This window comes from Pseudomonas sp. DF11 (genome assembly GCF_058148565.1).
In genome coordinates, this window is sequence record NZ_JBYVYN010000002.1 from 459,737 (window position 1) to 482,635 (window position 22,899).

The 22,899-nt window shown below is 61.7% G+C and carries 23 protein-coding genes and 1 other RNA gene; 13 read left to right on the forward strand and 11 right to left on the reverse strand.

Annotation, left to right across the window (positions count from 1 at the left end; translation table 11 throughout):
- Positions 1–65 precede the first annotated feature (65 nt).
- Entirely contained in the window at positions 66–515 is a 450-nt protein-coding gene (locus AC30D9_RS08725; protein WP_307572629.1) for an EVE domain-containing protein, read from the reverse strand.
- A gap of 195 nt (positions 516–710) precedes the next feature.
- Here AC30D9_RS08725 and AC30D9_RS08730 point away from each other — a divergent pair, with 195 nt between their 5' ends.
- Positions 711–857 (forward strand): hypothetical protein, encoded by a 147-nt coding sequence (locus tag AC30D9_RS08730; RefSeq protein WP_162893876.1) that lies wholly within the window; start codon positions 711–713, stop codon positions 855–857.
- Positions 858–892: 35 nt separating this feature from the next.
- Here AC30D9_RS08730 and AC30D9_RS08735 read toward each other — a convergent pair whose 3' ends face one another.
- The 4 genes from AC30D9_RS08735 to AC30D9_RS08750 form a co-directional block, all read right to left on the reverse strand.
- The gene (locus AC30D9_RS08735; protein ID WP_490143890.1) at positions 893–1,498 is read right to left on the reverse strand and encodes a 5-formyltetrahydrofolate cyclo-ligase; all 606 of its coding nucleotides are present in this window, start codon (positions 1,496–1,498) and stop codon (positions 893–895) included.
- 117 nt (positions 1,499–1,615) lie between these two features.
- Positions 1,616–1,795, reverse strand: a non-coding RNA gene (gene ssrS / locus AC30D9_RS08740) — 6S RNA.
- 30 nt (positions 1,796–1,825) lie between these two features.
- The gene (locus tag AC30D9_RS08745) at positions 1,826–2,143 is read right to left on the reverse strand and encodes a cell division protein ZapA (RefSeq protein ID WP_039590276.1); all 318 of its coding nucleotides are present in this window, start codon (positions 2,141–2,143) and stop codon (positions 1,826–1,828) included.
- A complete protein-coding gene (locus AC30D9_RS08750; RefSeq protein ID WP_003177365.1) occupies positions 2,140–2,349 on the reverse strand; it encodes a TIGR02449 family protein in 210 nt (69 codons plus the stop codon). The genes AC30D9_RS08745 and AC30D9_RS08750 overlap by 4 nt, the downstream gene beginning before the upstream one ends.
- Before the next feature lie 130 nt (positions 2,350–2,479).
- On the opposite strand from AC30D9_RS08750, the gene AC30D9_RS08755 reads away from it, so the two are divergent.
- The 8 genes from AC30D9_RS08755 to gcvH all read left to right on the forward strand — a co-directional run bounded on the left by AC30D9_RS08755 (position 2,480) and on the right by gcvH (position 11,608).
- Complete coding sequence (locus AC30D9_RS08755; protein WP_060740134.1) at positions 2,480–3,034, forward strand: YecA/YgfB family protein; 555 nt, start codon at positions 2,480–2,482, stop codon at positions 3,032–3,034.
- Positions 3,035–3,059: 25 nt separating this feature from the next.
- Positions 3,060–4,394 carry a Xaa-Pro aminopeptidase gene (pepP, locus tag AC30D9_RS08760; protein ID WP_490143891.1) on the forward strand — a complete coding sequence of 445 codons (1,335 nt, stop codon included), beginning with the start codon at positions 3,060–3,062 and terminating at the stop codon, positions 4,392–4,394.
- On the forward strand, positions 4,391–5,578 hold the full coding sequence (gene ubiH / locus AC30D9_RS08765; protein WP_307572620.1) for a 2-octaprenyl-6-methoxyphenyl hydroxylase: 1,188 nt from the start codon (positions 4,391–4,393) through the stop codon (positions 5,576–5,578). Before pepP ends, ubiH begins: the two co-directional genes overlap by 4 nt.
- A gap of 67 nt (positions 5,579–5,645) precedes the next feature.
- The gene (locus AC30D9_RS08770) at positions 5,646–6,863 is read left to right on the forward strand and encodes a 2-octaprenyl-3-methyl-6-methoxy-1,4-benzoquinol hydroxylase (RefSeq protein ID WP_209022224.1); all 1,218 of its coding nucleotides are present in this window, start codon (positions 5,646–5,648) and stop codon (positions 6,861–6,863) included.
- 220 nt (positions 6,864–7,083) lie between these two features.
- Entirely contained in the window at positions 7,084–8,088 is a 1,005-nt protein-coding gene (locus AC30D9_RS08775) for an extracellular solute-binding protein (RefSeq protein ID WP_307572617.1), read from the forward strand.
- A 230-nt stretch (positions 8,089–8,318) separates the two neighbouring features.
- Positions 8,319–9,935: an ABC transporter permease gene (locus tag AC30D9_RS08780; protein WP_490143892.1), complete on the forward strand. Its 1,617-nt coding sequence runs from the start codon at positions 8,319–8,321 to the stop codon at positions 9,933–9,935.
- Positions 9,936–10,090: 155 nt separating this feature from the next.
- On the forward strand, positions 10,091–11,173 hold the full coding sequence (gcvT, locus tag AC30D9_RS08785) for a glycine cleavage system aminomethyltransferase GcvT (RefSeq protein WP_134926298.1): 1,083 nt from the start codon (positions 10,091–10,093) through the stop codon (positions 11,171–11,173).
- Between the two features lie 51 nt (positions 11,174–11,224).
- The gene (gcvH, locus tag AC30D9_RS08790) at positions 11,225–11,608 is read left to right on the forward strand and encodes a glycine cleavage system protein GcvH (RefSeq protein ID WP_307572610.1); all 384 of its coding nucleotides are present in this window, start codon (positions 11,225–11,227) and stop codon (positions 11,606–11,608) included.
- A gap of 180 nt (positions 11,609–11,788) precedes the next feature.
- Here gcvH and AC30D9_RS08795 read toward each other — a convergent pair whose 3' ends face one another.
- From AC30D9_RS08795 to AC30D9_RS08815, 5 genes are all read right to left on the reverse strand, one after another.
- On the reverse strand, positions 11,789–12,109 hold the full coding sequence (locus AC30D9_RS08795) for a DUF2388 domain-containing protein (protein WP_170846005.1): 321 nt from the start codon (positions 12,107–12,109) through the stop codon (positions 11,789–11,791).
- Positions 12,110–12,174: 65 nt separating this feature from the next.
- Positions 12,175–12,624, reverse strand: a complete 450-nt coding sequence (locus AC30D9_RS08800) for an NfeD family protein (RefSeq protein WP_490143893.1) — start codon at positions 12,622–12,624, stop codon at positions 12,175–12,177.
- A 9-nt stretch (positions 12,625–12,633) separates the two neighbouring features.
- Positions 12,634–13,554: an SPFH domain-containing protein gene (locus AC30D9_RS08805; protein ID WP_003206668.1), complete on the reverse strand. Its 921-nt coding sequence runs from the start codon at positions 13,552–13,554 to the stop codon at positions 12,634–12,636.
- A 246-nt stretch (positions 13,555–13,800) separates the two neighbouring features.
- Complete coding sequence (tfpB, locus tag AC30D9_RS08810; protein ID WP_134926295.1) at positions 13,801–15,585, reverse strand: type IV pilus assembly ATPase TfpB; 1,785 nt, start codon at positions 15,583–15,585, stop codon at positions 13,801–13,803.
- 144 nt (positions 15,586–15,729) lie between these two features.
- Entirely contained in the window at positions 15,730–16,068 is a 339-nt protein-coding gene (locus AC30D9_RS08815; RefSeq protein ID WP_134926294.1) for an ACT-like domain-containing protein, read from the reverse strand.
- A gap of 126 nt (positions 16,069–16,194) precedes the next feature.
- Here AC30D9_RS08815 and AC30D9_RS08820 point away from each other — a divergent pair, with 126 nt between their 5' ends.
- Positions 16,195–16,665, forward strand: coding sequence for an Lrp/AsnC family transcriptional regulator (locus tag AC30D9_RS08820; RefSeq protein ID WP_038856038.1), 471 nt, complete (start codon positions 16,195–16,197; stop codon positions 16,663–16,665).
- A 152-nt stretch (positions 16,666–16,817) separates the two neighbouring features.
- On the opposite strand, the gene AC30D9_RS08825 is transcribed toward AC30D9_RS08820, so the two are convergent.
- Complete coding sequence (locus AC30D9_RS08825; RefSeq protein WP_307572602.1) at positions 16,818–18,185, reverse strand: CYTH domain-containing protein; 1,368 nt, start codon at positions 18,183–18,185, stop codon at positions 16,818–16,820.
- A 158-nt stretch (positions 18,186–18,343) separates the two neighbouring features.
- Between AC30D9_RS08825 and argE the strand changes: the two genes are divergently transcribed.
- The 3 genes from argE to AC30D9_RS08840 all read left to right on the forward strand — a co-directional run bounded on the left by argE (position 18,344) and on the right by AC30D9_RS08840 (position 22,882).
- The gene (argE, locus tag AC30D9_RS08830) at positions 18,344–19,501 is read left to right on the forward strand and encodes an acetylornithine deacetylase (protein ID WP_307572600.1); all 1,158 of its coding nucleotides are present in this window, start codon (positions 18,344–18,346) and stop codon (positions 19,499–19,501) included.
- Positions 19,502–19,638: 137 nt separating this feature from the next.
- A complete protein-coding gene (argA, locus tag AC30D9_RS08835; protein WP_134926291.1) occupies positions 19,639–20,937 on the forward strand; it encodes an amino-acid N-acetyltransferase in 1,299 nt (432 codons plus the stop codon).
- Between the two features lie 625 nt (positions 20,938–21,562).
- Positions 21,563–22,882, forward strand: coding sequence for an OprD family porin (locus AC30D9_RS08840; RefSeq protein ID WP_134926290.1), 1,320 nt, complete (start codon positions 21,563–21,565; stop codon positions 22,880–22,882).
- The last annotated feature ends 17 nt before the right edge of the window (positions 22,883–22,899 follow it).

Consider the following 22,899-nt stretch of genomic DNA (forward strand, 5'->3'; position numbering starts at 1 on the left):
CTGTAGCATCGAAGTCTGCAGGATCAGCGACCGACCCCGCTTGATATCCATCAACTCATCGGCGATCAGCGCAGGGCAATCACCGCTGCCCATTGTTCGGCCGTGACGGGCATCACCGACAGGCGCGAGCCTTTCTGCACCAGCGGCATTTCAGCCAGGGCGGCCTGTTGCTTGAGGTAGTCGAGCTTCAGCACGCGGGGGAAGGTTTCGACGTGGGCCACGTCGATCGCGGTCCAGGGGTTTTTGTCCGGCCCGGCCTTGGGGTCGAAGTAATGGCTGTCGGGTTCCAGCGCCGTTGGGTCAGGGTAGGCCGCGCGGACGATCCGGCCGATCCCGGCGATGCCTGGCTCGGGGCAACTGGAGTGGTAGAAAAAGAACGCATCGCCCACCGCCATGGCCCGCAGGAAATTACGCGCCTGGTAGTTGCGAACTCCATCCCAGCGCGCCTGGCCGAGTTTTTCCAAACCTTGGATGGATAATTCGTCAGGCTCGGATTTCATCAGCCAATAGGCCATGATTGCTACTCCTTGGCGGTGTCGGAAAAAATAGTTCAGCGATTTTATGACAAACCGACAGTCGGTTGACGCCAGAGTTTGCGTGTCGCTGAAGGTTGCCGCAAAATGCCGGCCTTCCAAGCTTGACGCTGCTGCACGGCCAATAAGAAAACCGCTGCTGTCATCGTGTGTGATATGCCTTGAGGGGGGCAATCGATGAAACGCAAACCGGATTTGTTGTGGATCTTGGTCATTCTGTTCGGTCTGGGTGTCGTGACCACGGGTTACGCCCAAAGCCTGTGGGCCAACAAGACCGAGGCGCCGGTGGATATCACCCAACCCGCGCCATCGCTCAAACGCTGAATCCGCTTTCCTGGCGCCGCTGTTTACCGCGGCGTCTACCCCGCGATGTACCAATGCCTGTCGCTGACCGTGCCCTGCAGCGGCACGTCCCAGCTTGCCTGCGCCAATCGTTCGACTTTCTGGCATTCATGGGCCAACCCCAATAGCGTCGGCTTGCGCCACTGCTTGCGTCGCGCCAGATACGCCAGGCTACGGTCATAGAAGCCACCGCCCATGCCCAGCCGGCCTCCCGCATCGTCGAACCCCACCAGTGGCAACAACACCAGATCCAATGTCCAGACCTTGCGCTGTCGGGAGATGTTCTTGCGCGGTTCGGGAATACGAAAGCGGTTGGGCTGCATTTTTTCGCCAGGGTGGATGCGCTGGAACACCATCTTGGTCTGCGGCCACGGGCTGAGTACCGGCAGGTAAGTGGCCTTGCCCCGCCGCTGGGCCGCGCGCAGCAGCAGGCGCGGGTCGATCTCGCCGTCGTTGGGCAGGTACAGGGCGATATGCTTCGCACGGCGAAACAGCGGATGCTGGGCCAGTTGTCTGTACAGCCCGCGGGCGGCTTGCCGTTGCTGGGCGGGTGTCAGGGCACGACGGGCCTGGCGCAGCAGGCGTCGAAGTTGCGGGCGGGGCAGCAGCGCGGGTTCGGTCATATCGATGCTTCACGGAGTCGGCGACGGAGCACAGCGTAACCGCAAAACAGGACGCTCAGAAATGCCTGCGCCAGAAACGACAATGCCAGTCCGCATGGACTGGCATTGTCTGGAGTCAGGCTCCCCGGATGAACCGCTGTCGGCTTAGCCCTTGAACCCGAAAGTTCAAGGTGGAAGTTGCAGGGGGCGTTAAGGCTTTCCGTCAAGCGGACATGCACACCGGCCCCAACGTGCAACCCCCGTGGTTGTGCGTATCGGCTCAGGGACATCACCAACTGGCAAGCACCCCAGGGAGTGAGGCGAGTATACCCCAGGCAGCCTCGCGAATCAGCCCTTGCTGACGTCTGGATCGGTGGCGAGCACCAGATCCACCCGATCGAGCAGGTCGCGCACCTGTTCACGGGTCGAGCCGCTGACCTGTACGTCCGGCGTATCCTGGCGATGCAACAGGTCGTGGGTGATGTTCAAGGCGGCCATCACGGCGATGCGATCGGCACCGATGACTTTGCCGCTGCTGCGGATCTCGCGCATCTTGCCGTCCAGGTAACGGGCGGCGCTGACCAGGTTGCTGCGCTCTTCCTGGGGGCAGATGATCGAATATTCTTTGTCGAGGATCTGCACGGTAACGCTATTGCTTGAACTCATGAGTCTTGCTCCAGGGCCTTGAGGCGCGAAATCATCGATTCGACCTTACGCCGGGCGATTTCGTTTTTTTCAATGAGGTGCGCGCGTTCCTCGCGCCAGGTCTTTTCCTGAGCTAATAGGAGTCCGTTTTGGCTCTTAAGTTGCTCGACCCGGTCAATTAGCAACTCGAGTCTGGCCATCAGCGCTTGCAGGTCGGTGTCTTCCATTGTGTCCACTGAAGATTGTGTCTGATGGAGGGATGTAGGTCGTACAGCCTCTGATAGTCTTGGCGAGTCTGTCGATGTAGGATACAAGGCCTCCATTCTAGACATAGCGCCGTCTGGCGCCTAGCTACCCATGCCCATTCAGAATTCCCCGTATCAAGCATTCGCCACCCTGCTGAGCACCAGCGGTCATCCTGTCTCGCCTGCCGAACTGCATGGCCTGCTGCTCGGTCGCAGCTGCGCCGGCGCCGGTTTCGATGCCGACGGCTGGTTGGCCGACGCCGCCGAGCTGCTGGAAGGCGAGCCGGCGGACAACGTCCGTAACGCGCTCATCGGCCTGCAGGAAATGGTCAAGGGCGAGCTGACCAGCGACGACATGACTGTCGTCCTATTGCTGCCCACTGACGACGCCCCCCTGGCCGAACGCGCCGCAGCGCTGGGCCAGTGGTGTCAGGGTTTCCTTGCCGGCTTTGGCTTGACCCGCCGCGAATACGCCTTGAGCGAAGAGGCCAAGGAAGTGTTGCAGGACCTGGCCGCGATCTCCCAGGTCCAGGATGCCCTGGAAGAGTCCGATGACGGCGAAAGCGACTACATGGAAGTGATGGAATACCTGCGGGTCGCGCCATTGCTGCTGTTCACCGAGACCAAGAAAACCGATGCAGCGGCCCCCAAGCCATCCTTGCATTAATTTTTAGAGGGAACACCGTCTGCCCATGATTCATATCCCGAAATCGGAATACAGCCGTCGCCGCAAGGCCCTGATGGCGCAGATGGAACCCAACAGTATCGCAATCCTGCCCGCCGCCGCCGTTGCGATCCGCAACCGCGACGTCGAGCACGTCTACCGCCAGGACAGCGACTTCCAGTACCTCAGCGGCTTTCCCGAACCGCAAGCGGTGCTGGTGCTGATGCCCGGCCGGGCCCATGGTGAATACATCCTCTTTTGTCGCGAGCGCAACGCCGAACGTGAATTGTGGGATGGCCTGCGTGCCGGCCAGGAAGGCGCGATCCGTGACTACGGCGCCGACGACGCATTCCCTATCACCGATATCGACGACATCCTGCCGGGCCTGATCGAAGGCCGCGACCGGGTGTATTCGGCCATGGGCAGCAACCCTGAGTTCGACCGGCACCTGATGGAGTGGATCAACGTGATTCGCTCCAAGGCCCACCTCGGCGCCCAGCCGCCGAACGAATTCGTTGCCCTGGATCATCTGCTGCATGACATGCGCCTGTATAAATCGGCGGCAGAAGTGAAGGTGATGCGCGAAGCGGCGCGGATTTCCGCCCAGGCGCACATCCGGGCGATGCAGGCGGCGCGTCCGGGGCTGCATGAATTCAGCCTCGAAGCCGAACTCGATTATGAGTTCCGCAAGGGCGGCGCGAAAATGCCGGCCTATGGCTCGATCGTCGCTGCGGGGCGCAACAGTTGCATCCTGCATTACCAGCAGAACGACGCGTTGCTCAAGGATGGCGACCTGGTGCTGATCGACGCCGGCTGTGAAATCGACTGCTACGCCAGCGATATCACCCGTACCTGGCCGGTCAGTGGCAAGTTTTCACCCGAGCAGAAGGCGATCTACGAAGTGGTGCTGGCCGCCCAGGAAGCCGCGTTTGCCCAGATCGCGCCAGACAAACACTGGAACCAGGCCCACGAAGCGACAGTCCGGGTCATTACCGATGGGTTGGTGCGCCTGGGGCTGTTGGAGGGTGAGGTGGACGAGTTGATCGCCAGCGAAGCCTACCGGGCCTTCTACATGCACCGTGCCGGTCACTGGCTGGGCATGGATGTGCATGACGTGGGTGAATACCGGGTTGGCGGCGAGTGGCGGGTACTGGAGATCGGCATGACCCTGACGGTGGAACCGGGCATTTACATCAGCCCGAACAACCGCAGCGTAGCGAAAAAATGGCGCGGCATTGGCGTGCGCATCGAGGATGACGTGGTAGTGACCAAAACCGGTTGTGAAATCCTGAGCCATGGCGTGCCGAAAACGGTCGCCGATATCGAGGCCCTGATGGCCGCCGCCCGGACTCAAGCGGCATGAGCCGGGTCAACCTGGCGATCATTGGCGGTGGCCTGGTCGGCGCGAGCCTGGCCCTGGCGCTGCAGGCCGGTGCCAAGGCCCGGGGCTGGAAGATCATGCTGATCGAGCCCTTCGCCCCCGGCCATGCCTGGCAGCCGAGCTACGACGCCCGTTCTTCGGCGTTGTCCTACGGGGCCCGGCAGATCTATCAACGCTTGGGCGTCTGGCAGGAAATTTCCCGTCGCGCCGAGCCGATCAAACAGATCCACGTGTCCGATCGCGGGCGATTCTCCACGGCGCGCCTGTCGGCCATGGAAGAAGGCGTGCCGGCCCTGGGATACGTGGTGGAGAACGCCTGGCTCGGCCAGTGCCTGTGGCAAGCTCTGGACAACGAAGTGGTCAGTTGGCGCTGTCCGGCGCAGGTCACCCGGATGGAACCGCTGGTCGGCGGTTATCGCCTGACCCTCGACGACGAAACCACCCTGGAGTGCGACCTTGCCGTGTTGGCCGACGGTGGTCGCTCCAGCCTGCGAGAGCAGTTGGGCGTCGGCGTACGCAATCGGCCTTATGACCAGAGTGCGTTGATTGCCAACATCACCCCCAGCGAAGCCCACAATGGCATGGCTTTCGAACGCTTCACCGATGACGGTCCGATGGCCTTGTTGCCACTGCCGGAGAATCGCTGCGCGCTGGTCTGGACCCGTCAGGGCATGGACGCGCAACGGCTGGCGGCCCTCGACGAGCGCAGCTTCCTCAGCGAATTGCAGGGCGTGTTCGGTTATCGCCTGGGTACGCTGAAGCAGGTGGGCGTGCGACATCTCTATCCGCTGGCGCTGGTGGAGGCCGAAGAACAGGTGCGTCCACACCTGGCGATCCTCGGCAACGCCGCCCACAGCCTGCATCCGATTGCCGGGCAGGGGTTCAACCTGTCCCTGCGCGATGCCCAGGCCCTGGCCGATGCCTTGCTCGACAGCGAAAGCGAGCCTGGGGATTTTGCCGTATTGCAAGCCTATCGCGAGAGCCAGCGAATGGATCAGGCCCTGACCGTCGGGTTTTCCGACCAGGTCACGCGCCTGTTCGGCAGCAGCCTGCCGCTGGTGTCCCTGGGGCGTAACCTCGGTCTGTTGGGGCTCGACCTGTTGCCTCCGGCCAAGCGCTGGTTCGCTCGCCAGGCCATGGGGTTGGGGACGCGTCCCGATGCTTGAGGCCGGGGCTGTCATTTTTTTTCATGGGCGGCTGATGTCGCCAGCAAAACAGGCTTAGAGCATGGAATTGCGTGCAGATCTGCTGATTGTCGGCGCCGGTATGGTCGGCAGCGCCCTGGCGCTGGCGTTGCAGGGCAGTGGCCTGCAAGTGTTGCTGCTCGATGGCAGCCCGATGAGTGTCAAACCTTTCGATCCCCAGGCCGCGTTCGAGCCCCGGGTCAGTGCCTTGTCGACGGCCAGCCAGCGGATCCTCGATCGCCTGGGCGTCTGGGATGGCATCACCGCCCGGCGTGCCAGCCCCTACACCGACATGCACGTCTGGGACGGCAGCGGCACCGGGCAGATCCATTTTTCGGCCGCCAGCCTGCATGCCGAGGCGCTTGGGCACATCGTTGAAAACCGCGTTGTGCAGGACGCCTTGCTGGATCGACTGCATGACTGCGACCTGGGCCTGCTGGCCAATGCCCGGCTGGAACAGATGCGCCGTTCCGGTGACGACTGGCTGCTGACCCTGGCCGATGGCCGCACCTTGCGAGCACCGCTGGTGATTGCCGCCGACGGCGCGAATTCCGCTGTGCGGCGCCTGACCGGTGTCGCCACCCGCGAATGGGATTACCTGCACCACGCCATCGTCACTAGCGTGCGCAGCACCCGGCCCCATCGAATGACGGCGTGGCAGCGCTTCACCGACAACGGTCCGCTGGCGTTCCTGCCACTTGAGCGTGACGGCCAGCACGACTGGTGCTCGATCGTCTGGTCCACCACCCCCGAAGAAGCACAGCGCTTGATGGCGCTCGATGACACCGCATTCTGCAACGAACTGGAACGCGCCTTCGAAGGCCAGCTCGGCCCGGTGCTGAGCGCCGATCCGCGCCTGTGCGTGCCGCTGCGCCAGCGACATGCCAAGCGCTACGTGGCCGAAGGGCTGGCGCTGATCGGCGACGCCGCCCACACCATCCATCCGTTGGCCGGGCAGGGCGTGAACCTGGGCTTCCTCGATGCCGCCGTGTTGGCCGAAGTGCTGTTGCAGGCGGCCCGGCGTGGCGAGCGACTGGCGGACGTGAAGGTGTTGAGCCGCTACGAGCGCCGACGCATGCCCCATAACCTGGCACTGATGGCGGCGATGGAGGGGTTCGAGCGGTTGTTCCAGGCCGATCCCTTACCGGTGCGCTGGTTGCGTAATACCGGGCTGAAGCTGGTAGACCGCATGCCCGAGGCCAAGGCCCTGTTCGTGCGCGAAGCGCTGGGGTTGATTGGGGATTTGCCGGAACTGGCCAAGGCCTAGACAGGGCGAAAGGCCTCATCGCGGGCAAGCCTTGCTCCCACAGGTGTGCAATGTGGAACGAGCTTTTGTGGGAGCAAGGCTTGCCCGCGATGGCGGCCGCAAAAACACAGCACATCTCAAAGTTGCAACATTTGGAAATGTGTCCGCCCACTGTTCGATTGAGATGCCAAATGTGAGTCCTTATCATTTGCGCTCGTTCATACATCGAGAGACCGCTCCCATGTTGGCTTCCAAGCGCCTGCTGTCCGCCCTCGCCTTGACCCTGATCGGCACCACCGCCGCCCAGGCCGCCGACGAGGTGGTGGTCTACTCCTCGCGTATTGATGAGCTGATCAAGCCGGTCTTCGACGCCTACACCAAGAAAACCGGCGTGTCGGTGAAGTTCATCACCGACAAGGAAGCGCCGTTGATGCAGCGGATCAAGGCCGAAGGCGAGAGCGCCACCGCCGACCTGCTGCTCACCGTCGACGCCGGCAACCTCTGGCAGGCCGAGCAAATGGGCATTCTCCAGCCGTTCACCTCCCCGGTAATCGACGCCAACATCCCGTCTCAATACCGTGCCTCTTCCCACGCCTGGACCGGCTTGAGCCTGCGGGCGCGAACCATTGCCTATTCCACCGATCGGGTCAAACCCGGTGAACTGACTACCTACGAGGCCTTGGCGGGTGACGAGTGGGAAGGCCGCCTGTGCTTGCGCACCTCGAAGAAGGTCTACAACCAGTCCCTGACTGCCACCCTGATCGAAACCCACGGTGCGGAAAAAACCGAGGAGATTCTCAAGGGCTGGGTCCGCAACCTGTCCACCGACGTTTTCTCCGATGACACCGCGCTGCTCGAGGCGATCAACGCTGGGCAATGCGACGTCGGCATCGTCAACACCTACTACTATGGCCGCCTGCACCAGCAGAAGCCGGACCTGAAGGTGAAGCTGTTCTGGCCGAACCAGGCTGACCGTGGCGTACACATCAACCTTTCGGGCATTGGCTTGACCAAGCATGCACCGCATCCAGAGGCCGCGAAGAAGCTGGTGGAATGGATGACCACGCCAGAGGCGCAGAGCATCTTCGCCGACGTGAACCAGGAGTTCCCGGCCAACCCGAAGGTGGAGCCTTCCAAGGAAGTGGCAGCCTGGGGCAAGTTCAAGGCCGATACCCTGCCGGTGGAAGTCGCGGGTAAACGCCAGGCTGAAGCCATTCGCATGATGGATCGCGCTGGCTGGAATTAACCTCAAGTCAGACGCGGTTCCTTGTGGCGAGGGGATTTATCCCCGCTGGCTTGCGCAGCAAGCCCAATTACAGACAGTTCAATCCGTCTGACACGCCGCGCGCTCTGATTGGAGGGTTGCTTCGCAACCCAGCGGGGATAAATCCCCTCGCCACAGGTTTTCATGCGACTGGTTATAAAATAGGTGCCCACGCCAATGCGCGGGCATCGTCATTTAAACGAGATTATTCCTTGGCCCACCCCGCCCAACGCCGCTGGTACCCCCTGGTCTTCGCCATCGCTGCGTTGGTCCTGTTGCCCTTGAGCGTCCTGCTGCTGTCCTGGCAGAGCATCGACCAGCAGATCTGGTCCCACTTGTGGGACACCCAGATGCCACGTCTGTTGGGCAATACCCTCACGTTGATCCTTGGGGTGGGTGTCGGGGTGACGTTACTGGGTGTCAGCCTCGCCTGGCTCACCAGCCTGTGTGAGTTCCCGGGGCGACGTTGGCTCGACTGGGCATTGATGCTGCCGTTTGCGGTTCCAGCCTATGTGTTGGCATTTGTCTTCGTTGGCCTGCTGGATTTTGCCGGCCCCGTGCAGACGCTGATGCGTGAATGGTTCGGCAGCGGCCTGCGCCTGCCCCGGGTCCGTTCCACCGGCGGGGTGATCCTGGTGCTGGTCCTGGTGTTTTACCCTTACGTCTATCTGCTGGCGCGAAGTGCCTTCCTGGCCCAGGGCAAGGGCTTGATGGAAGCGGCCCGGGTGCTTGGGCAGTCGCCGTGGCAGGCGTTCTGGCGCGTGGCGCTGCCGATGGCCCGGCCGGCTATCGGTGCGGGCGTGGCGTTGGCGCTGATGGAAACCCTGGCGGATTTCGGCGCGGTGTCGGTGTTCAACTTCGACACGTTCACCACCGCCATCTACAAGACCTGGTACGGCTTCTTCAGCCTCTCCAGCGCCGCCCAACTGGCCAGCCTGTTGTTGCTGGCTGTGATGCTGGTGCTCTACGGCGAACGCCGCGCCCGTGGTGCCCACCGAGCCAGTAACGAGCGACCTCGGGTCAAGGCTCTGTACACGTTGCGCGGCCTCAAGGCGGTGGCTGCCAGCACTTGGTGCTTCCTGGTATTTGCCTGTGCGTTTGTCATTCCGGTGCTGCAGTTGCTGGTGTGGTTCTGGCAGCGCGGTCGCCTTGACCTTGACGAGCGTTATGCCGGGCTGATCCTTCACACCCTCTACCTGGGAGGCCTGGCGGCGCTGATCACCGTTTGCGTCGCCTTGTTGCTGGCGTTCGCCCGGCGGCTGGCGCCGACCCGCCCCATTCGTGCTGGCGTCGGCCTGGCGAACCTGGGCTATGCCTTGCCCGGTTCGGTGCTGGCGGTGTCGATCATGCTTGCATTCAGCTTTCTGGACCGTGAGCTGGTCATCCCGCTGTCGACCTGGCTCGGCGGTGCAGGCAAGCCGTTGTTGCTGGGTAGCCTGTCAGCACTGTTGCTGGCGTATCTGGTGCGTTTCCTGGCCGTGGCCTACGGTCCGTTGGAAAGCAGCCTGGCGCGAATTCGCCCGTCCTTGCCCGAGGCGGCACGCAGCCTTGGGGTCAGTGGGCCACGACTGTTTTTCAAAGTGTATCTGCCGTTGCTGTTGCCCGGCACCTTGAGCGCGGCGTTGCTGGTGTTCGTCGACGTCCTCAAGGAAATGCCCGCGACCCTGCTGATGCGCCCGTTCGGCTGGGACACGCTGGCGGTGCGGATCTTCGAAATGACCAGCGAAGGGGAGTGGGCCCGGGCCGCGCTGCCGGCGCTGACCCTGGTGCTGGTTGGATTATTGCCGGTCATCGGATTGATACGACGTTCGGCCCATCGAAACAGCTAGGTGCCAGTCCTACCTCATGCGGCTACAATGCGCGGCATTCGGTGCGGTCCGTCTGTCGGACCGGGCAACTGAGAGCGTCAGAAAACTCCTTTTTTCAGGCGTTCGCGCTACGCAGTGCCCGTCCGCACCTTCGCCAAGCCCGGAAGGAGAAACCCATGGGACAGCGTACGCCTCTGTATGACCTTCATCTCGCCCTCGGCGCGAAGATGGTCGATTTTGGCGGTTGGGATATGCCTTTGCACTACGGCTCGCAAGTCGAAGAACACCATCAGGTGCGTCGCGACTGCGGTGTGTTCGATGTCTCCCACATGACCGTGATCGATGTCGCAGGCACCCAGGCCAAGGCCTGGCTCCAGCGTTTGCTGGCCAATGACGTCGATCGTTTGCAAGACGCAGGAAGTGCCTTGTACAGCGCGATGCTCAATGAGCGCGGCGGCATCGTCGACGACATGATCGTCTACCGCGTCGAGGACGGTTATCGGCTGGTCTTCAACGCCTCGACCCGCGACCAGGACCTGGCCTGGATGCAGGCACAGCTCGGTGACTACGACGTGCAACTGCATGAGCGTCCCGAATTGGCGATGCTGGCGATCCAAGGCCCCCAGGCTCGGCAGAAGATCGCTGAACTGGTGACGCAACAGCGTGGGCAAATCATCCAGCAACTCAAGCCTTTCGAAGGGCGCGCCGACGGTGAATGGTTCATCGCCCGGACCGGCTACACCGGCGAGGATGGCCTGGAAATCGTCCTGCCTGCCCAGGAGGCCCCGAGTTTCTTCAATGACCTGGTAGGTGCCGGCATTTCGCCGATCGGCCTCGGCGCCCGCGATACCTTGCGCCTGGAGGCCGGCATGAACCTCTACGGCCAGGACATCCACCAGGACGTTTCACCGCTGGCCTCGAACATGGCCTGGAGTATCGCCTGGGAACCGGCGAACCGTCAGTTCATCGGGCGCAGTGCGCTGGAAGCCGAGCTTGCCAGCGGTGTACAGCACAAACTGGTCGGGCTGGTGCTGGAAGAACGAGGTGTTTTACGCGCCCATCAGGTGGTTCGCATCGCCAATGTTGGCGAAGGAGAGATCACCAGTGGTAGTTTTTCTCCTACGCTTAGCAAGTCGATCGCCCTGGCACGTGTTCCGATGGCGACCGCTGATCGGGCCGAGGTAGAAATTCGCGGCAAGTGGTACCCGGTACGGGTGGTCAAACCGACCTTCGTCCGCCATGGCAAAACCCTGATCTAACCTTTTGCGGCGGGCCGCTGGCCGCTGACACTTCTCTTGAGGACACAGAGTATGAGTTTTATCCCTACCGATTTGCATTTTGCCGAAAGCCATGAATGGGCGCGCCTGGAAGCTGACGGTAGCGTCACCGTGGGCATCAGCGATCATGCGCAGGAAGCCTTGGGCGATGTGGTATTTGTCGAGCTGCCCGAGGTCGGTAAGGTTTTTTCCGCAAATGACCAGGCCGGTGTGGTTGAGTCGGTCAAAGCCGCTTCCGATATCTACTCCCCGATTGCAGGTGAAGTGATCGCGGTCAACGAGGACTTGGGCGGTTCGCCGGAACTGCTGAACTCCGATCCGTACAGCGCCTGGATCTTCAAGCTCAAGCCGAGCGACAAGACCGAGTTGGGCAATTTGCTCGATGCAGCAGGCTACAAGGCTGCTATCGGCGAATAACCCGGATTTAATGTGGGAGCGGGCTTGCTCGCGAAAGCGGTGTGTCAGGTTCAGTAGTGTTGACTGATACGCCACTTTCGCGAGCAAGCCCGCTCCCACAGGGTACTGGGGTCAGCCTTGGGATGTTCACCGGGCAAAAAAATGCCGCTCAATCGAGCGGCATTTTTTATTGGGCGGGAATCAATCCTGGGCAACGGCGTTTTTCGCCAGGATCGCGTTGGCCAGCTCCATGTCGGTGGCTTGCAGGCCTGGGTTGTCGGCACGAACTTTCTGCATCGCCGCTTCCAGGTATGGACCACGGATACCGCCGTCACTGGCGACAAAGCTGCCGGCATCGTCCTGGGCAGCGACGATCAGTTTGTGATCCTTGAAGGTCAGGTAGGTGGAACCGGTGGTCGCACCGGATGAGATGACGTTACGCCAAAACGTGTCAGCCATTGCCGAGCCAACAGGAAGAGACAGCAAGGCTAGGGTAGCGACAGCAAGTTTGAGACGCATGATAGGTGACTCCACTGGGTTAACTATGACTTTGGATTACCTGCGCCTCTATTCAGTTCCATGACTTCTCAGTCAGCCCGTTCCACCTGCAATACCGCGCCTTCCTGCGCCACCACCCTGACCCGCGTGCCAACGGCCGACTCGGGCCCCTTGGCCAGCCAGACACTGTCGGCCACTTTGATCTTGCCGCGGCCATCGACAATCGCTTCATGAACCGGGAAGACCTTGCCGATCAGCTCCTGCCCGCGCAGGTTCAGGTGCGGCTGATCGCTTGGGCGCACAACGCTGCGCTGGCGCTGCCACCAGTACAGTGCTGTCGCGATGGCGAACAGACCGAATAACAGGAACTGCATCTCCCTCGACATCTGCGGCAGGATGAACGTGAGCACGCCGACCAATGCGGCGGCCATGCCGATCCACAGCAAGTAGCCGCCAGCGCCGAACACTTCAAGGATCAGCAGGATGACGCCCAGCGCCAGCCAGTCCCAGTACGACATGTGTTGCAGGAACTCCCACATAGGCGTGCCTCAGGCTTTTTTGCTGTCGAAGGTGGCCTTGACGATCTCGCCGATGCCACCGACGGCACCGATGACCTGGCTGGCTTCCAGCGGCATCAGGATCACCTTGCTGTTGTTGGCCGAAGCCAGCTTGCCCAGCGCATCGATGTACTTTTGCGCGACGAAATAGTTCACGGCCTGGACGTTACCGTCGGCAATGGCCTGGGACACCACCTGGGTGGCCAGCGCTTCGGCCTGTGCCTGGCGCTCGCGGGCCTCGGATTCCAGGAACGCGGCCTGGCGGCTGCCCTCGGCCTCGAGAATTTGCGCCTGCTTCTTGCCTTCGGCGGTGAGAATCGCCGACGCTCGCAGGCCCTCGGCTTCGAGGATCTGGGCACGCTTGATGCGTTCGGCTTTCATTTGCCCCGACATGGCGGCCATCAGGTCGGCCGGTGGGCTGATGTCCTTGATCTCGATCCGGGTGATCTTGATGCCCCACGGCGCCGTGGCTTCATCGACGGTGCGCAGCAGTTTTTCGTTGATACCGTCGCGCTGGCTCAGCATCGCGTCCAGCTCCATGGACCCCAGCACGGTACGGATGTTGGTTTGCAACAGGTTGCGGATGGCGTGTTCGAGGTTGTTGACCTCGTAGGCCGCCTGGGCCGTATTGACCACCTGGAAAAAGCACACGGCATCGATCTGCACCGTGGCGTTGTCGGCGGTGATGACTTCCTGGGGCGGGATGTCCAGTACGCTTTCCATGACATTGATCTTGCGCCCGATGCGATCCATCACCGGGATGATGATGTTCAGGCCTGGCTTGAGCGTGTTGGTGTAGCGACCGAACCGCTCGACAGTCCATTGGTAGCCCTGGGGCACGACCTTGAAACCCATGAACAGGATGGCGACCACGAGGCCGATGAAAAGTAGAAGTACGCTACCGATCTGCATGACGGTTCCCTGTGCGAATTGAATGACTGGCGAGCCCTGAGTGTAGGGCAAGCGGCCATCATCTGTGGCGAGGGGATTTATCTGTGGGGAGGGTATTTATCTGTGGCGAGGGGATTTATCCCCGTAGGGCTGCGCAGCAGCCCTGTAAAAAGCACCTCGGTGCATCAGGCAGATTGAGTTGGCTGTTTAGGGGGCCGCTGCGCAGCCCAACGGGGATAAATCCCCTCGCCACAGGTGCTGCCACAACTACTTCTGCTCGCTCTGTGGCGTCACCCGCAGCACTTCCTCGACAGTGGTCAAGCCCGCCGCCACCTTCTGCGCCCCCGACAAGCGCAGGCTGCGCATGCCTTCCTTGAAGGCCTGGCGGCGCACCGCCAACAGGTCGGTGTCGGGGTGGATCAAGGCCTTGACGCTGTCGGTCAGTTGCATGATCTCGTAGACCCCGGCGCGGCCGCGGTAACCGGTGTCGCGGCATTCCAGGCAACCGACGGCTTGTTGGGCATTGCTCGGCAGCGGTGCCTGCCAGGGCCGGGTCAGGGTCTGCCAGTCATCTTCATCCAGGGTCAGGGGGGCCTTGCACTGCGGGCACAGGGTGCGCACCAGCCGCTGGGCCATGACCCCGAGCACGGTGGCCTTGATCAGGTAATGGGGCACACCCAGCTCCAGCAGGCGACTGATGGCGCTCGGCGCGTCGTTGGTGTGCAGCGTCGACAGGACAAGGTGCCCGGTGAGCGCCGCCTGGATCGCCATTTCAGCGGTCTCCAGGTCGCGGATCTCACCGATCATGATGATGTCCGGGTCTTGTCGCATCAGGGCCCGCACCCCGGCAGCGAAGCTCAGGTCGATGTTGTGCTGGACCTGCATCTGGTTGAAGGATGCCTCGACCATCTCGATCGGGTCTTCGATGGTGCAGAGGTTCACTTCCGGCGTCGCCAGCTTCTTGAGGGTGGTGTAGAGGGTGGTGGTCTTGCCGGAACCGGTAGGCCCGGTCACCAGGATGATGCCGTTGGGCTGGCGGGTCATGTCTTGCCAGCGGCGCAGGTCGTCGGCGGAGAAACCGAGTTGGTCGAAGTCCTTGAGCAACACTTCCGGGTCGAAGATCCGCATGACCATTTTTTCGCCGAACGCCGTGGGCAAGGTCGACAGACGCAATTCCACTTCGCCGCCGTCCGGGGTCTTGGTCTTGACCCGGCCGTCCTGGGGTTTGCGTTTTTCCGCGACGTTCATCCGCCCCAGGCTCTTGAGGCGGCTGACGATCGCCATCGTGACCTGCGGCGGGAACTGATAGACGGTGTGCAGCACCCCGTCGATGCGAAACCGTACGGTGCCCTGCTCGCGGCGCGGTTCGATGTGGATATCGCTGGCGCGCTGCTGGAAGGCGTACTGGAACAGCCAGTCGACGATATTGACGATGTGGGCGTCATTGGCGTCCGGCTCCTGGTCGCTGGCACCGAGGTTGAGCAACTGTTCGAAATTGCTCAGGTTGCTCGGTTGCTGGTCGACCGTAGTGGCGCCGCTGACCGATTTGGCCAGGCGATAGAACTCCACGCTCAAGCGCTGGATGTCCACCGGGTTGGCGACCACCCGCTTGATCGGCAGCTTGAGCACGTGGGTCAGGTCGGCTTCCCAGCTGTTGACGTAAGGTTGTGCGCTGGCGACGGTGACGGCGTCACGATCGACCGCCACCGCGAGGATCTTGTGGCGCTGGGCAAAGGCATAGGACATCAAGGGCGTCACGGCCGCGACGTTGATTTTCAACGGGTCGATACGCATGTAGGGCTGGCCGGCCTGCTGGGACAACCATAGGGTCAGGCTCTCCAGGTCCAGGCGCTTGCCGGGGCGGCTGAGGTCGTCCAGGTGCTGGTTGGCGATGAACTCCAGGGGATGCAGCTGGGCATTGGCGCTGTGGCGTCGGCGGGCGTTAAGCGCGGTTTCGGCTGAATCCTGGCTGATGAAGCCCTGGGCGACCAGTTGGCGCAGCAGATCGTTGAGGTCCAGCCAGCGGTCCTGAGTGGCGTGTTTGGTGGACATGCGGGTTCCTATTGGACAATTGCAGCAAAGCCGCGATACAGACGCTTCGGCGTCCTCGCTCGGTCTGCAAAAGAATAGTCCCGACCCTATGGACCGTTGGGCCACTACCCGACCAATGCGTTGCGAAATCTTGCCCGTGCAGGCTCATCCCGCTGCTTGGGCCGGCCCAACCTGCGCAATATCAGCATCTTGCAGGTCCACCGAGCAGACGCTGATCAGGTTACGTAATTTTTCCGCGATGACCTGGGCACGGTGCCAGCTCAGCCCGTCCATGACGATGTCCAGCGACAGCGTATCGTCGAGGCGCTCGACATGAACCTGCTGCGGCGTCAGGCCCTGCAAGGCAAACAGGTTCAACGCCCGGCACAGTAAATCCGGCTCGGCTTCGGCCAACAGCTGGTACCGCGCCCGGCAATGGGTACTGGCGGCGTGCCAGGCATCGGCGCGGGTCGGGGCAAGGGCAACGGCTTCGAGTGGGGGCATGTTCGGTCTCCTTGGGGGCGGGAGAAATATTTACATGCGTCTTGGGGTATTTCTTATCTAAGATGCGTGAAATTGACGGTGTTTCGAATTGTCTGATTCTAAAAATCAATAATTATGGGTTTGATTATGCATAGCGAGTTGGACGGCTACGACCGCAGGATACTGGCGCTGCTGCAGGAAGATGCCTCGCTGTCCAGTGCGCAGATCGCCGAGCAGGTTGGTTTGTCTCAATCGCCATGCTGGCGACGGATCCAGCGGATGAAGGAGGAGGGCATCATTCGCGGCCAGGTGACGCTGCTGGATCGGAAGAAAATCGGCCTCAATACGCAGATTTTCGCCGAAATCAAACTCAACGCCCACGGACGTTCGAATTTCACCGAGTTCACCGAGGCGATTCGCGGCTTCCCCGAGGTGCTGGAGTGTTACGTGCTGATGGGGTCGGTGGATTTTCTGCTGCGCATCGTTACGGCGGACATCGAGGCCTATGAGCGATTCTTTTTCGAGAAGCTGTCGATGGTGCCGGGGATCCAGGAAGTGAACTCGATCGTGGCGCTGTCGGAGATCAAGTCGACCACGAGTTTGCCGGTGGTGCGATAGTTGGACTCGGGTTGAATGTGCTGGCCTCTTCGCGAGCAAGCCCGCTCCCACATTTGATCTCTAGTGAACACAAATAGCGTGTATGGCAGAGATCCAGTGTGGGAGCGGGCTTGCTCGCGAAGGCGATATGACAGATGCCGCAGATATCTCGGTTACAGACGCAGCAAAGTCTTCCACGCCCGATTCTGGTAAACCGCGATCGCCTGTTGCTTACGAGCGTCCAGCGCTTCGTCGGTGATCGGTGCGTTGGCCAGTTGCGCCAGTTTGTTCAGCTCACCGTAGAGGCGATCCATTTCCGGGATCTCCAGCACATGACGGGCGTGGTGCAGCCAGGCCTGGATGCGTTCGATGCGCGGCAATTGCTCGGCGAGGTCTTCCGGTTGTTGCTGGTAACGCTGCAATTGCAAGGACGAGGACTCTTCGCCCAGCAGGCGCGGCAACCAGCTGCCCAATTGCGCCGCGCCCTGGCGATTGCCGCGGGTGTTGCGCTCGGCGGCCCAGCTACGAGCCAGCAGCCAGCGTGAAGTGTTGAGGGAAAACAGGCCCCAGCGCGGGTCTTGCAGCTCTTCGAGGAACTGTTCCGGCGCGGCCTTGCGCACGTCTTCGTCATCCAGGCCTGCCTGGACCAGCGGGCGCCAGTCTTCCAGCAGGGCGTCCAGGGCCAGGCGCAAGTCATGGGTCGATTGGCGCGGTGCGGCCTGGCCGAGGCTGCTGAGCAGGGCGCGCAGTTCGGCGAGGTTTTCCACCCAATCCTGCAACAGGCGCCAGTGGCCATTGAAGCGGTACTGCTCGGCCAGGCGCTGGCTGCTGCCGAGCAAATGCCAGCTCAGCGCGGCGAAGGCGTCGTCCAGCGGCGTTTCGGCGGTCAGTTGCGGGGCTGGCAGGCTCAGGGCATAGCTGCCTGCGTCATACAGGCGATAGCCACGCTCGGCCTTGCTGATGTCGCAAGGCATCAACGGCAGGGTCGCGGCCAGTTCGGCTGCCAGTTCCAGCAGGGCGGCGGGTTCGCCTTCGCGCAGCTCCAGTTCCAGCTCGCAGATTTCTTCCTTCTGCTTGCCAACCACGACATGGCCCAGGTCCAGGGCAGCTTCGATAACCACTTTGCTTTTGCCCCGACCCCAGGCGATTTCAGCGCGGTCGCGAACGAAATCGGTGGTGAAGATGGCCTTGAGGGTTTTCTTGTCCAGTTCGGCCAAGGCCTCGGGCCAGCATTCGCCGTCGAGCTTCTTCAGGTCGAGCTTGGCCTTGGGCAGGTGCCAGTCGTATTCGTTGCGTTCGGACAGGCCGGCGACGCTCTGGCCGCGGGTCTTGAGGGTCTGGATCACCTCTTCGCCGTCGCGACGCAGGCGCAGGGCAACCTTGGCCCGGGCCAGGTCACGCTCCGGCGTGTCGAAATACTGGTTCATCAGTTCGTGGCGTTCCCAGCCACTCTTGTTGCGTTTTTTCAGCAGCGGATGCTCGCGCAAGGCTGCCAGGGTCTCGCGGCTGACGCGGAGTTTGATTTCGGTTTCTTTCTGCATGGCCGGAAAATCCAGGGATCGGGTGTGCAGCCGGGGGAAGGTGTGGCTGCCAAGGCCGTGCAGTGTACAGGACTCATTGGCCCTAGGTGCTGCGGCGGTTTATTCCTTGCGCCGGATGGTTCTATGATGGACATCAATCTGTAAGCCCGGAGTCAGCGATGCCTTTGCCGTCCATGAAAGATCAATTCGCTGCCCTGATCGCCGCGCCTTCGGTCAGTTGTACCCAGCCTGGGCTCGACCAGTCCAACAGTGCCGTGATCGAGCTGTTGGCAGGCTGGCTCACTGAGCTTGGGTTTTCCTGCGATATCCAACAGGTCAGCCCGGGCAAATTCAACCTGCTGGCCAGTTTTGGCAGTGGTCCCGGTGGCCTGGTGCTGGCGGGTCACAGCGACACGGTGCCGTTCGACGGCGCGTTGTGGCAGACCGACCCGCTGAAGCTCACCGAGGTCGATGGCCGCTGGGTTGGCCTGGGTAGCTGCGACATGAAAGGTTTTTTCGCCTTGGCCATTGAAGCGGTCAAGCCGCTGCTGGACCAACCGTTCAAGCAGCCGCTGCTGATCCTCGCCACCTGCGACGAAGAAAGCTCCATGGCTGGCGCCCGGGCCCTGGCCGATGCCGGACGGCCGCTGGGGCGCGCGGCGGTGATCGGCGAACCGACCGGCCTGCGGCCGATTCGCCTGCACAAAGGTGTGATGATGGAGCGCATCGATATTCTCGGGCGCAGCGGTCATTCCTCCGACCCGAGCCTGGGCCACAGCGCGCTGGAAGCCATGCACGATGCCATGGGCGAACTGCGTGGCCTGCGCCTGCAATGGCAGCGTGAGTTCCGTAACCCGCAGTTCACCGTGCCGCAGCCGACCCTGAACTTCGGCTGCATCCACGGTGGCGACAATCCCAACCGGATTTGCGGCCAGTGCTCCATGGAATTCGACCTGCGGCCCTTGCCCGGCATGGATCCACAAGTGCTGCGTGCGGCGATCCAGCAGAAGCTCGACCCCATCGCCGAGCGCCATAAGGTCAAGATCGACTACGCCCCGCTGTTCCCCGAAGTGCCGCCGTTCGAGCAGGTCGAGGACTGCGAACTGGTACGGGTGGCCGAGCGACTCACCGGCCATCGAGCCGAAGCAGTGGCGTTTGGCACCGAAGCGCCTTATCTTCAGCGCCTTGGCTGCGAAACCCTGGTACTCGGTCCTGGCGATATCGCCTGTGCCCACCAACCGGGCGAGTACCTTGAAATGTCACGTTTGCAACCTACCGTACAGCTGTTGCGGCAGTTGATCGGTCATTACTGCCTGACGCCGGCCACAGCCGGTTAAATTGCCCCCTTGCGGGCCCGTATTCATCACATGAGGAGAGCGCGCGTGTCGCCAAGCCTGTTCCGACGATAACCACCAGCCCGTTGTGCGTTCTGTTTCGTCTTTTTTTGGCTGTTATTTATTACAGGTCCAGGTTCATGCCCGAATACGTCAATTGGCTTCGCCACGCTTCGCCCTACATCAACGCCCACCGCGATTGCACCTTCATCGTCATGCTGCCCGGCGACGGGGTGGAACACCCAAACTTCGGCAACATCGTCCATGACCTGGTGCTGCTGCACAGCCTCGGCGTGCGCCTGGTGCTGGTCCATGGTTCGCGCCCGCAAATCGAGGCCCGCCTCGCTGCACGGGGGCTGACGCCCCATTATCACCACGGCATGCGCATCACCGATGCCGCCACACTGGAATGCGTGATCGATGCGGTCGGCCAACTGCGCATCGCTATCGAGGCACGCCTGTCCATGGACATGGCCTCCTCGCCCATGCAGGGCTCGCGGCTGCGGGTCGCCAGCGGCAACCTGGTCACCGCGCGCCCGATCGGCGTGCTGGAAGGCGTGGACTATCACCATACCGGCGAAGTCCGTCGGGTCGATCGCAAGGGCATCAATCGCCTGCTGGACGAGCGCTCCATCGTGCTGCTGTCGCCGCTGGGGTATTCGCCCACCGGAGAGATCTTCAACCTCGCCTGCGAAGACGTCGCCACCCGGGCGGCCATCGACCTGGCGGCCGACAAGCTGCTGCTGTTCGGGGCCGAGCAGGGACTGATCGGCGAAGACGGTCGGTTGGTGCGCGAACTGCGTCCGCAACAGGTCCCGGCCCACATGCAACGGCTGGGCAGCGACTATCAGGCCGAACTGCTGGATGCGGCGGCCCAGGCCTGTCGCGGCGGCGTCGCGCGCAGCCATATCGTCAGCTATGCCGAGGACGGTGCGCTGCTGGCTGAGCTGTTCACCCGCGATGGCAGCGGCACGCTGGTGGCCCAGGAGCAATTCGAAGTGGTACGCGAAGCGGCCATTGAGGATGTCGGCGGGCTGCTGGACCTGATCAGCCCGCTGGAAGAGCAGGGGATCCTGGTGCGTCGTTCTCGCGAAGTACTGGAGCGTGAGATCGAACAGTTCAGCGTGGTCGAGCGCGAAGGCATGATCATCGCCTGCGCAGCGCTGTACCAGATCGCCGATTCGGATGCCGGGGAACTGGCCTGCCTGGCAGTGAACCCGGAGTACCGCCACGGTGGCCGGGGCGATGAGCTGCTGGAACGGATCGAAGCCCGGGCTCGGGCCCAAGGGCTCAAGACGCTGTTCGTACTGACGACCCGGACTGCCCACTGGTTCCGCGAGCGCGGCTTCGAGCCCAGCAGCGTCGACCGTCTGCCAGCCGCGCGGGCGTCGCTCTACAACTACCAGCGTAATTCGAAGATCTTCGAAAAAGCGCTCTGAGCGACCCGTCTAAAAACCCGTGCTGCCGCTAATGCTATTCACTTGAGAAGGTAGATGAACCTGTGGCGAGGGGATTTATCCCCGTTGGGCTGCGCAGCAGCCCTGACCCCGGTCGCCGCAGGGCCAGGTGAATCGCATTCAAGCTTTTGGGGCCGCTACGCAGCCCAACGGGGATAAATCCCCTCGCCACAATGAGTCAGGCACGCCTTAAGTGAACAGCATTACGTGCTGCCGCGGTCTTCTTGATTTCAGACAATGAGCGACTAGTCTGGGAGGGCTCAAGATCGCGGCATGTACGAGCGTTGGTACGCCTGACCACCGTTGCGACGAAACACGCTTCAGGATTCCTCAACGGCGCCGATAAGCCTTGTCTCGGCTTGATGACGCTTTGATGGCAACCATATGTCGAAAAGAGCTGAAAACTGTTGAAACAATTCTTTTTGGAATTATAGAGAATCCATTATCCTGCGGACCGGTGTAGTGGGGGTTAGACCATAGTCGTACTCACAAATGGTTACGATTGACTTGTCAGTCACGGTCTGGCGCTAATCGCGCATCCGCGGAATCCGGGCGTTCGATCCGGAACCAAAGACACACAAGAATTAGAAAACGAGAGGAGCGAAGCATGAACAAGTCCACCTTGGCCCTGGCTGTGGCCGTTGGGGTTTTGGCGCAGCAGGCAGGCGCCGCCGGTTTTATCGAAGACAGCAAGGCGTCTGTCAGTTCTCGTACGTTGTATTTCAATAACGACAACCATGAAACGGGTAGCGAGGATCTGCGCGAAACGGGCACCGGCCTCAAGTTCGACTACAAATCCGGCTTCACTCAAGGTGTTGTTGGCTTCGGTATCGACGCCCAGGCGCTGGTTGGTATTCGTCTCGATGGCGGCCGGGGCCGTAACAACGGCTCCTATATGCCAGCTGAGACCGATGGTTCGGCGGTACATGATTGGAGCCGTCTGTCCGGTAACGTAAAGGCGCTTTTCTCCAAGACCGAGGCCCACCTGGGCGGTGCCCTGGCGCCTAACCTGCCGATCCTGGTTGCCAACGACAGCCGTCTGCTGCCGCAAACCTTTGAAGGTGGCACCATCACCTCCAAGGAAATCGACAACGTCACGTTCAACGCCGGTCAGTTGGAACACGCCACAGGCCGTGCATCGAGCAACAGCACCGGCCTGGCAGTGGCGGGCGGTACCCAGGACAGCAACCAGTTCCGCTTTGGCGGTGCTGACTGGAAGGTCACCAAGGACCTGACGCTGCAGTACTACTACGCCAACCTGCAGGATTACTACAAGCAACACTTCCTGGGCGCGGTGCATGTTTTCCCGATCAGCGAAGGTCAATCCTTCAAGACGGACCTGCGTTACTTCGACAGCAGTTCCGATGGTCGCAACGGCGACGCGGGTTATCGGTTCAACAACAACGGCGGTTATGCCAAGCATGCGGGCGAGGTCGATAACAAGACCTGGAGCGCCATGTTCACTTACACCCTCGGCGGCAGCGCCTTCCTGCTGGGTCACCAGCAAGTCGGTGATGACGGTGGCTTCGTATACCTGAACCAGGGCAACGTGGTTAACAGCAACGGTCGTCCCGAAGGTGCCGGCGGCTCGAGCTTCTACCTGTTCACCGACAGCATGATCAACGGGTTTGTCCGTGCCGGTGAAAACACCACCTTCGGTCAGTACTCCTATGACTTCGCTTCCCTGGGCGTTCCAGGCCTGAAAGCCTCGGTTGCCTACCTGCGTGGTGACGACGTCAAAACCGCCAACGGCGCAAGCGATTACTCCGAGTGGGAACGCGACATGCGTGTGGATTACGTGATCCAGCAGGGCGCGTTGAAAGGCTTCGGCACTACCCTGCGTCAGGGTACCTACCGCAGCAGCGGTGCAGGCGACAGCCAGGATCAGACCCGCCTGATCTTCAACTACACTTACAACTTCATGTAAGACGTAGCGAAGTAAAA

Coding starts and splice junctions, on each gene's coding strand:
- gcvT (WP_134926298.1), top strand. CDS start 10,091: ATGGGACAGCGTACGCCTCTGTATGACCTTCATCTCGCCCTCGGCGCG.
- AC30D9_RS08750 (WP_003177365.1), bottom strand. CDS start 2,349: ATGGAAGACACCGACCTGCAAGCGCTGATGGCCAGACTCGAGTTGCTA.
- argE (WP_307572600.1), top strand. CDS start 18,344: ATGCCTTTGCCGTCCATGAAAGATCAATTCGCTGCCCTGATCGCCGCG.
- AC30D9_RS08755 (WP_060740134.1), top strand. CDS start 2,480: ATGCCCATTCAGAATTCCCCGTATCAAGCATTCGCCACCCTGCTGAGC.
- AC30D9_RS08815 (WP_134926294.1), bottom strand. CDS start 16,068: ATGCCCCCACTCGAAGCCGTTGCCCTTGCCCCGACCCGCGCCGATGCC.
- pepP (WP_490143891.1), top strand. CDS start 3,060: ATGATTCATATCCCGAAATCGGAATACAGCCGTCGCCGCAAGGCCCTG.
- AC30D9_RS08735 (WP_490143890.1), bottom strand. CDS start 1,498: ATGACCGAACCCGCGCTGCTGCCCCGCCCGCAACTTCGACGCCTGCTG.
- AC30D9_RS08825 (WP_307572602.1), bottom strand. CDS start 18,185: ATGCAGAAAGAAACCGAAATCAAACTCCGCGTCAGCCGCGAGACCCTG.
- ubiH (WP_307572620.1), top strand. CDS start 4,391: ATGAGCCGGGTCAACCTGGCGATCATTGGCGGTGGCCTGGTCGGCGCG.
- AC30D9_RS08730 (WP_162893876.1), top strand. CDS start 711: ATGAAACGCAAACCGGATTTGTTGTGGATCTTGGTCATTCTGTTCGGT.
- AC30D9_RS08775 (WP_307572617.1), top strand. CDS start 7,084: ATGTTGGCTTCCAAGCGCCTGCTGTCCGCCCTCGCCTTGACCCTGATC.
- AC30D9_RS08805 (WP_003206668.1), bottom strand. CDS start 13,554: ATGCAGATCGGTAGCGTACTTCTACTTTTCATCGGCCTCGTGGTCGCC.
- AC30D9_RS08820 (WP_038856038.1), top strand. CDS start 16,195: ATGCATAGCGAGTTGGACGGCTACGACCGCAGGATACTGGCGCTGCTG.
- AC30D9_RS08745 (WP_039590276.1), bottom strand. CDS start 2,143: ATGAGTTCAAGCAATAGCGTTACCGTGCAGATCCTCGACAAAGAATAT.
- AC30D9_RS08840 (WP_134926290.1), top strand. CDS start 21,563: ATGAACAAGTCCACCTTGGCCCTGGCTGTGGCCGTTGGGGTTTTGGCG.
- gcvH (WP_307572610.1), top strand. CDS start 11,225: ATGAGTTTTATCCCTACCGATTTGCATTTTGCCGAAAGCCATGAATGG.
- AC30D9_RS08725 (WP_307572629.1), bottom strand. CDS start 515: ATGGCCTATTGGCTGATGAAATCCGAGCCTGACGAATTATCCATCCAA.
- tfpB (WP_134926295.1), bottom strand. CDS start 15,585: ATGTCCACCAAACACGCCACTCAGGACCGCTGGCTGGACCTCAACGAT.
- argA (WP_134926291.1), top strand. CDS start 19,639: ATGCCCGAATACGTCAATTGGCTTCGCCACGCTTCGCCCTACATCAAC.
- AC30D9_RS08800 (WP_490143893.1), bottom strand. CDS start 12,624: ATGTGGGAGTTCCTGCAACACATGTCGTACTGGGACTGGCTGGCGCTG.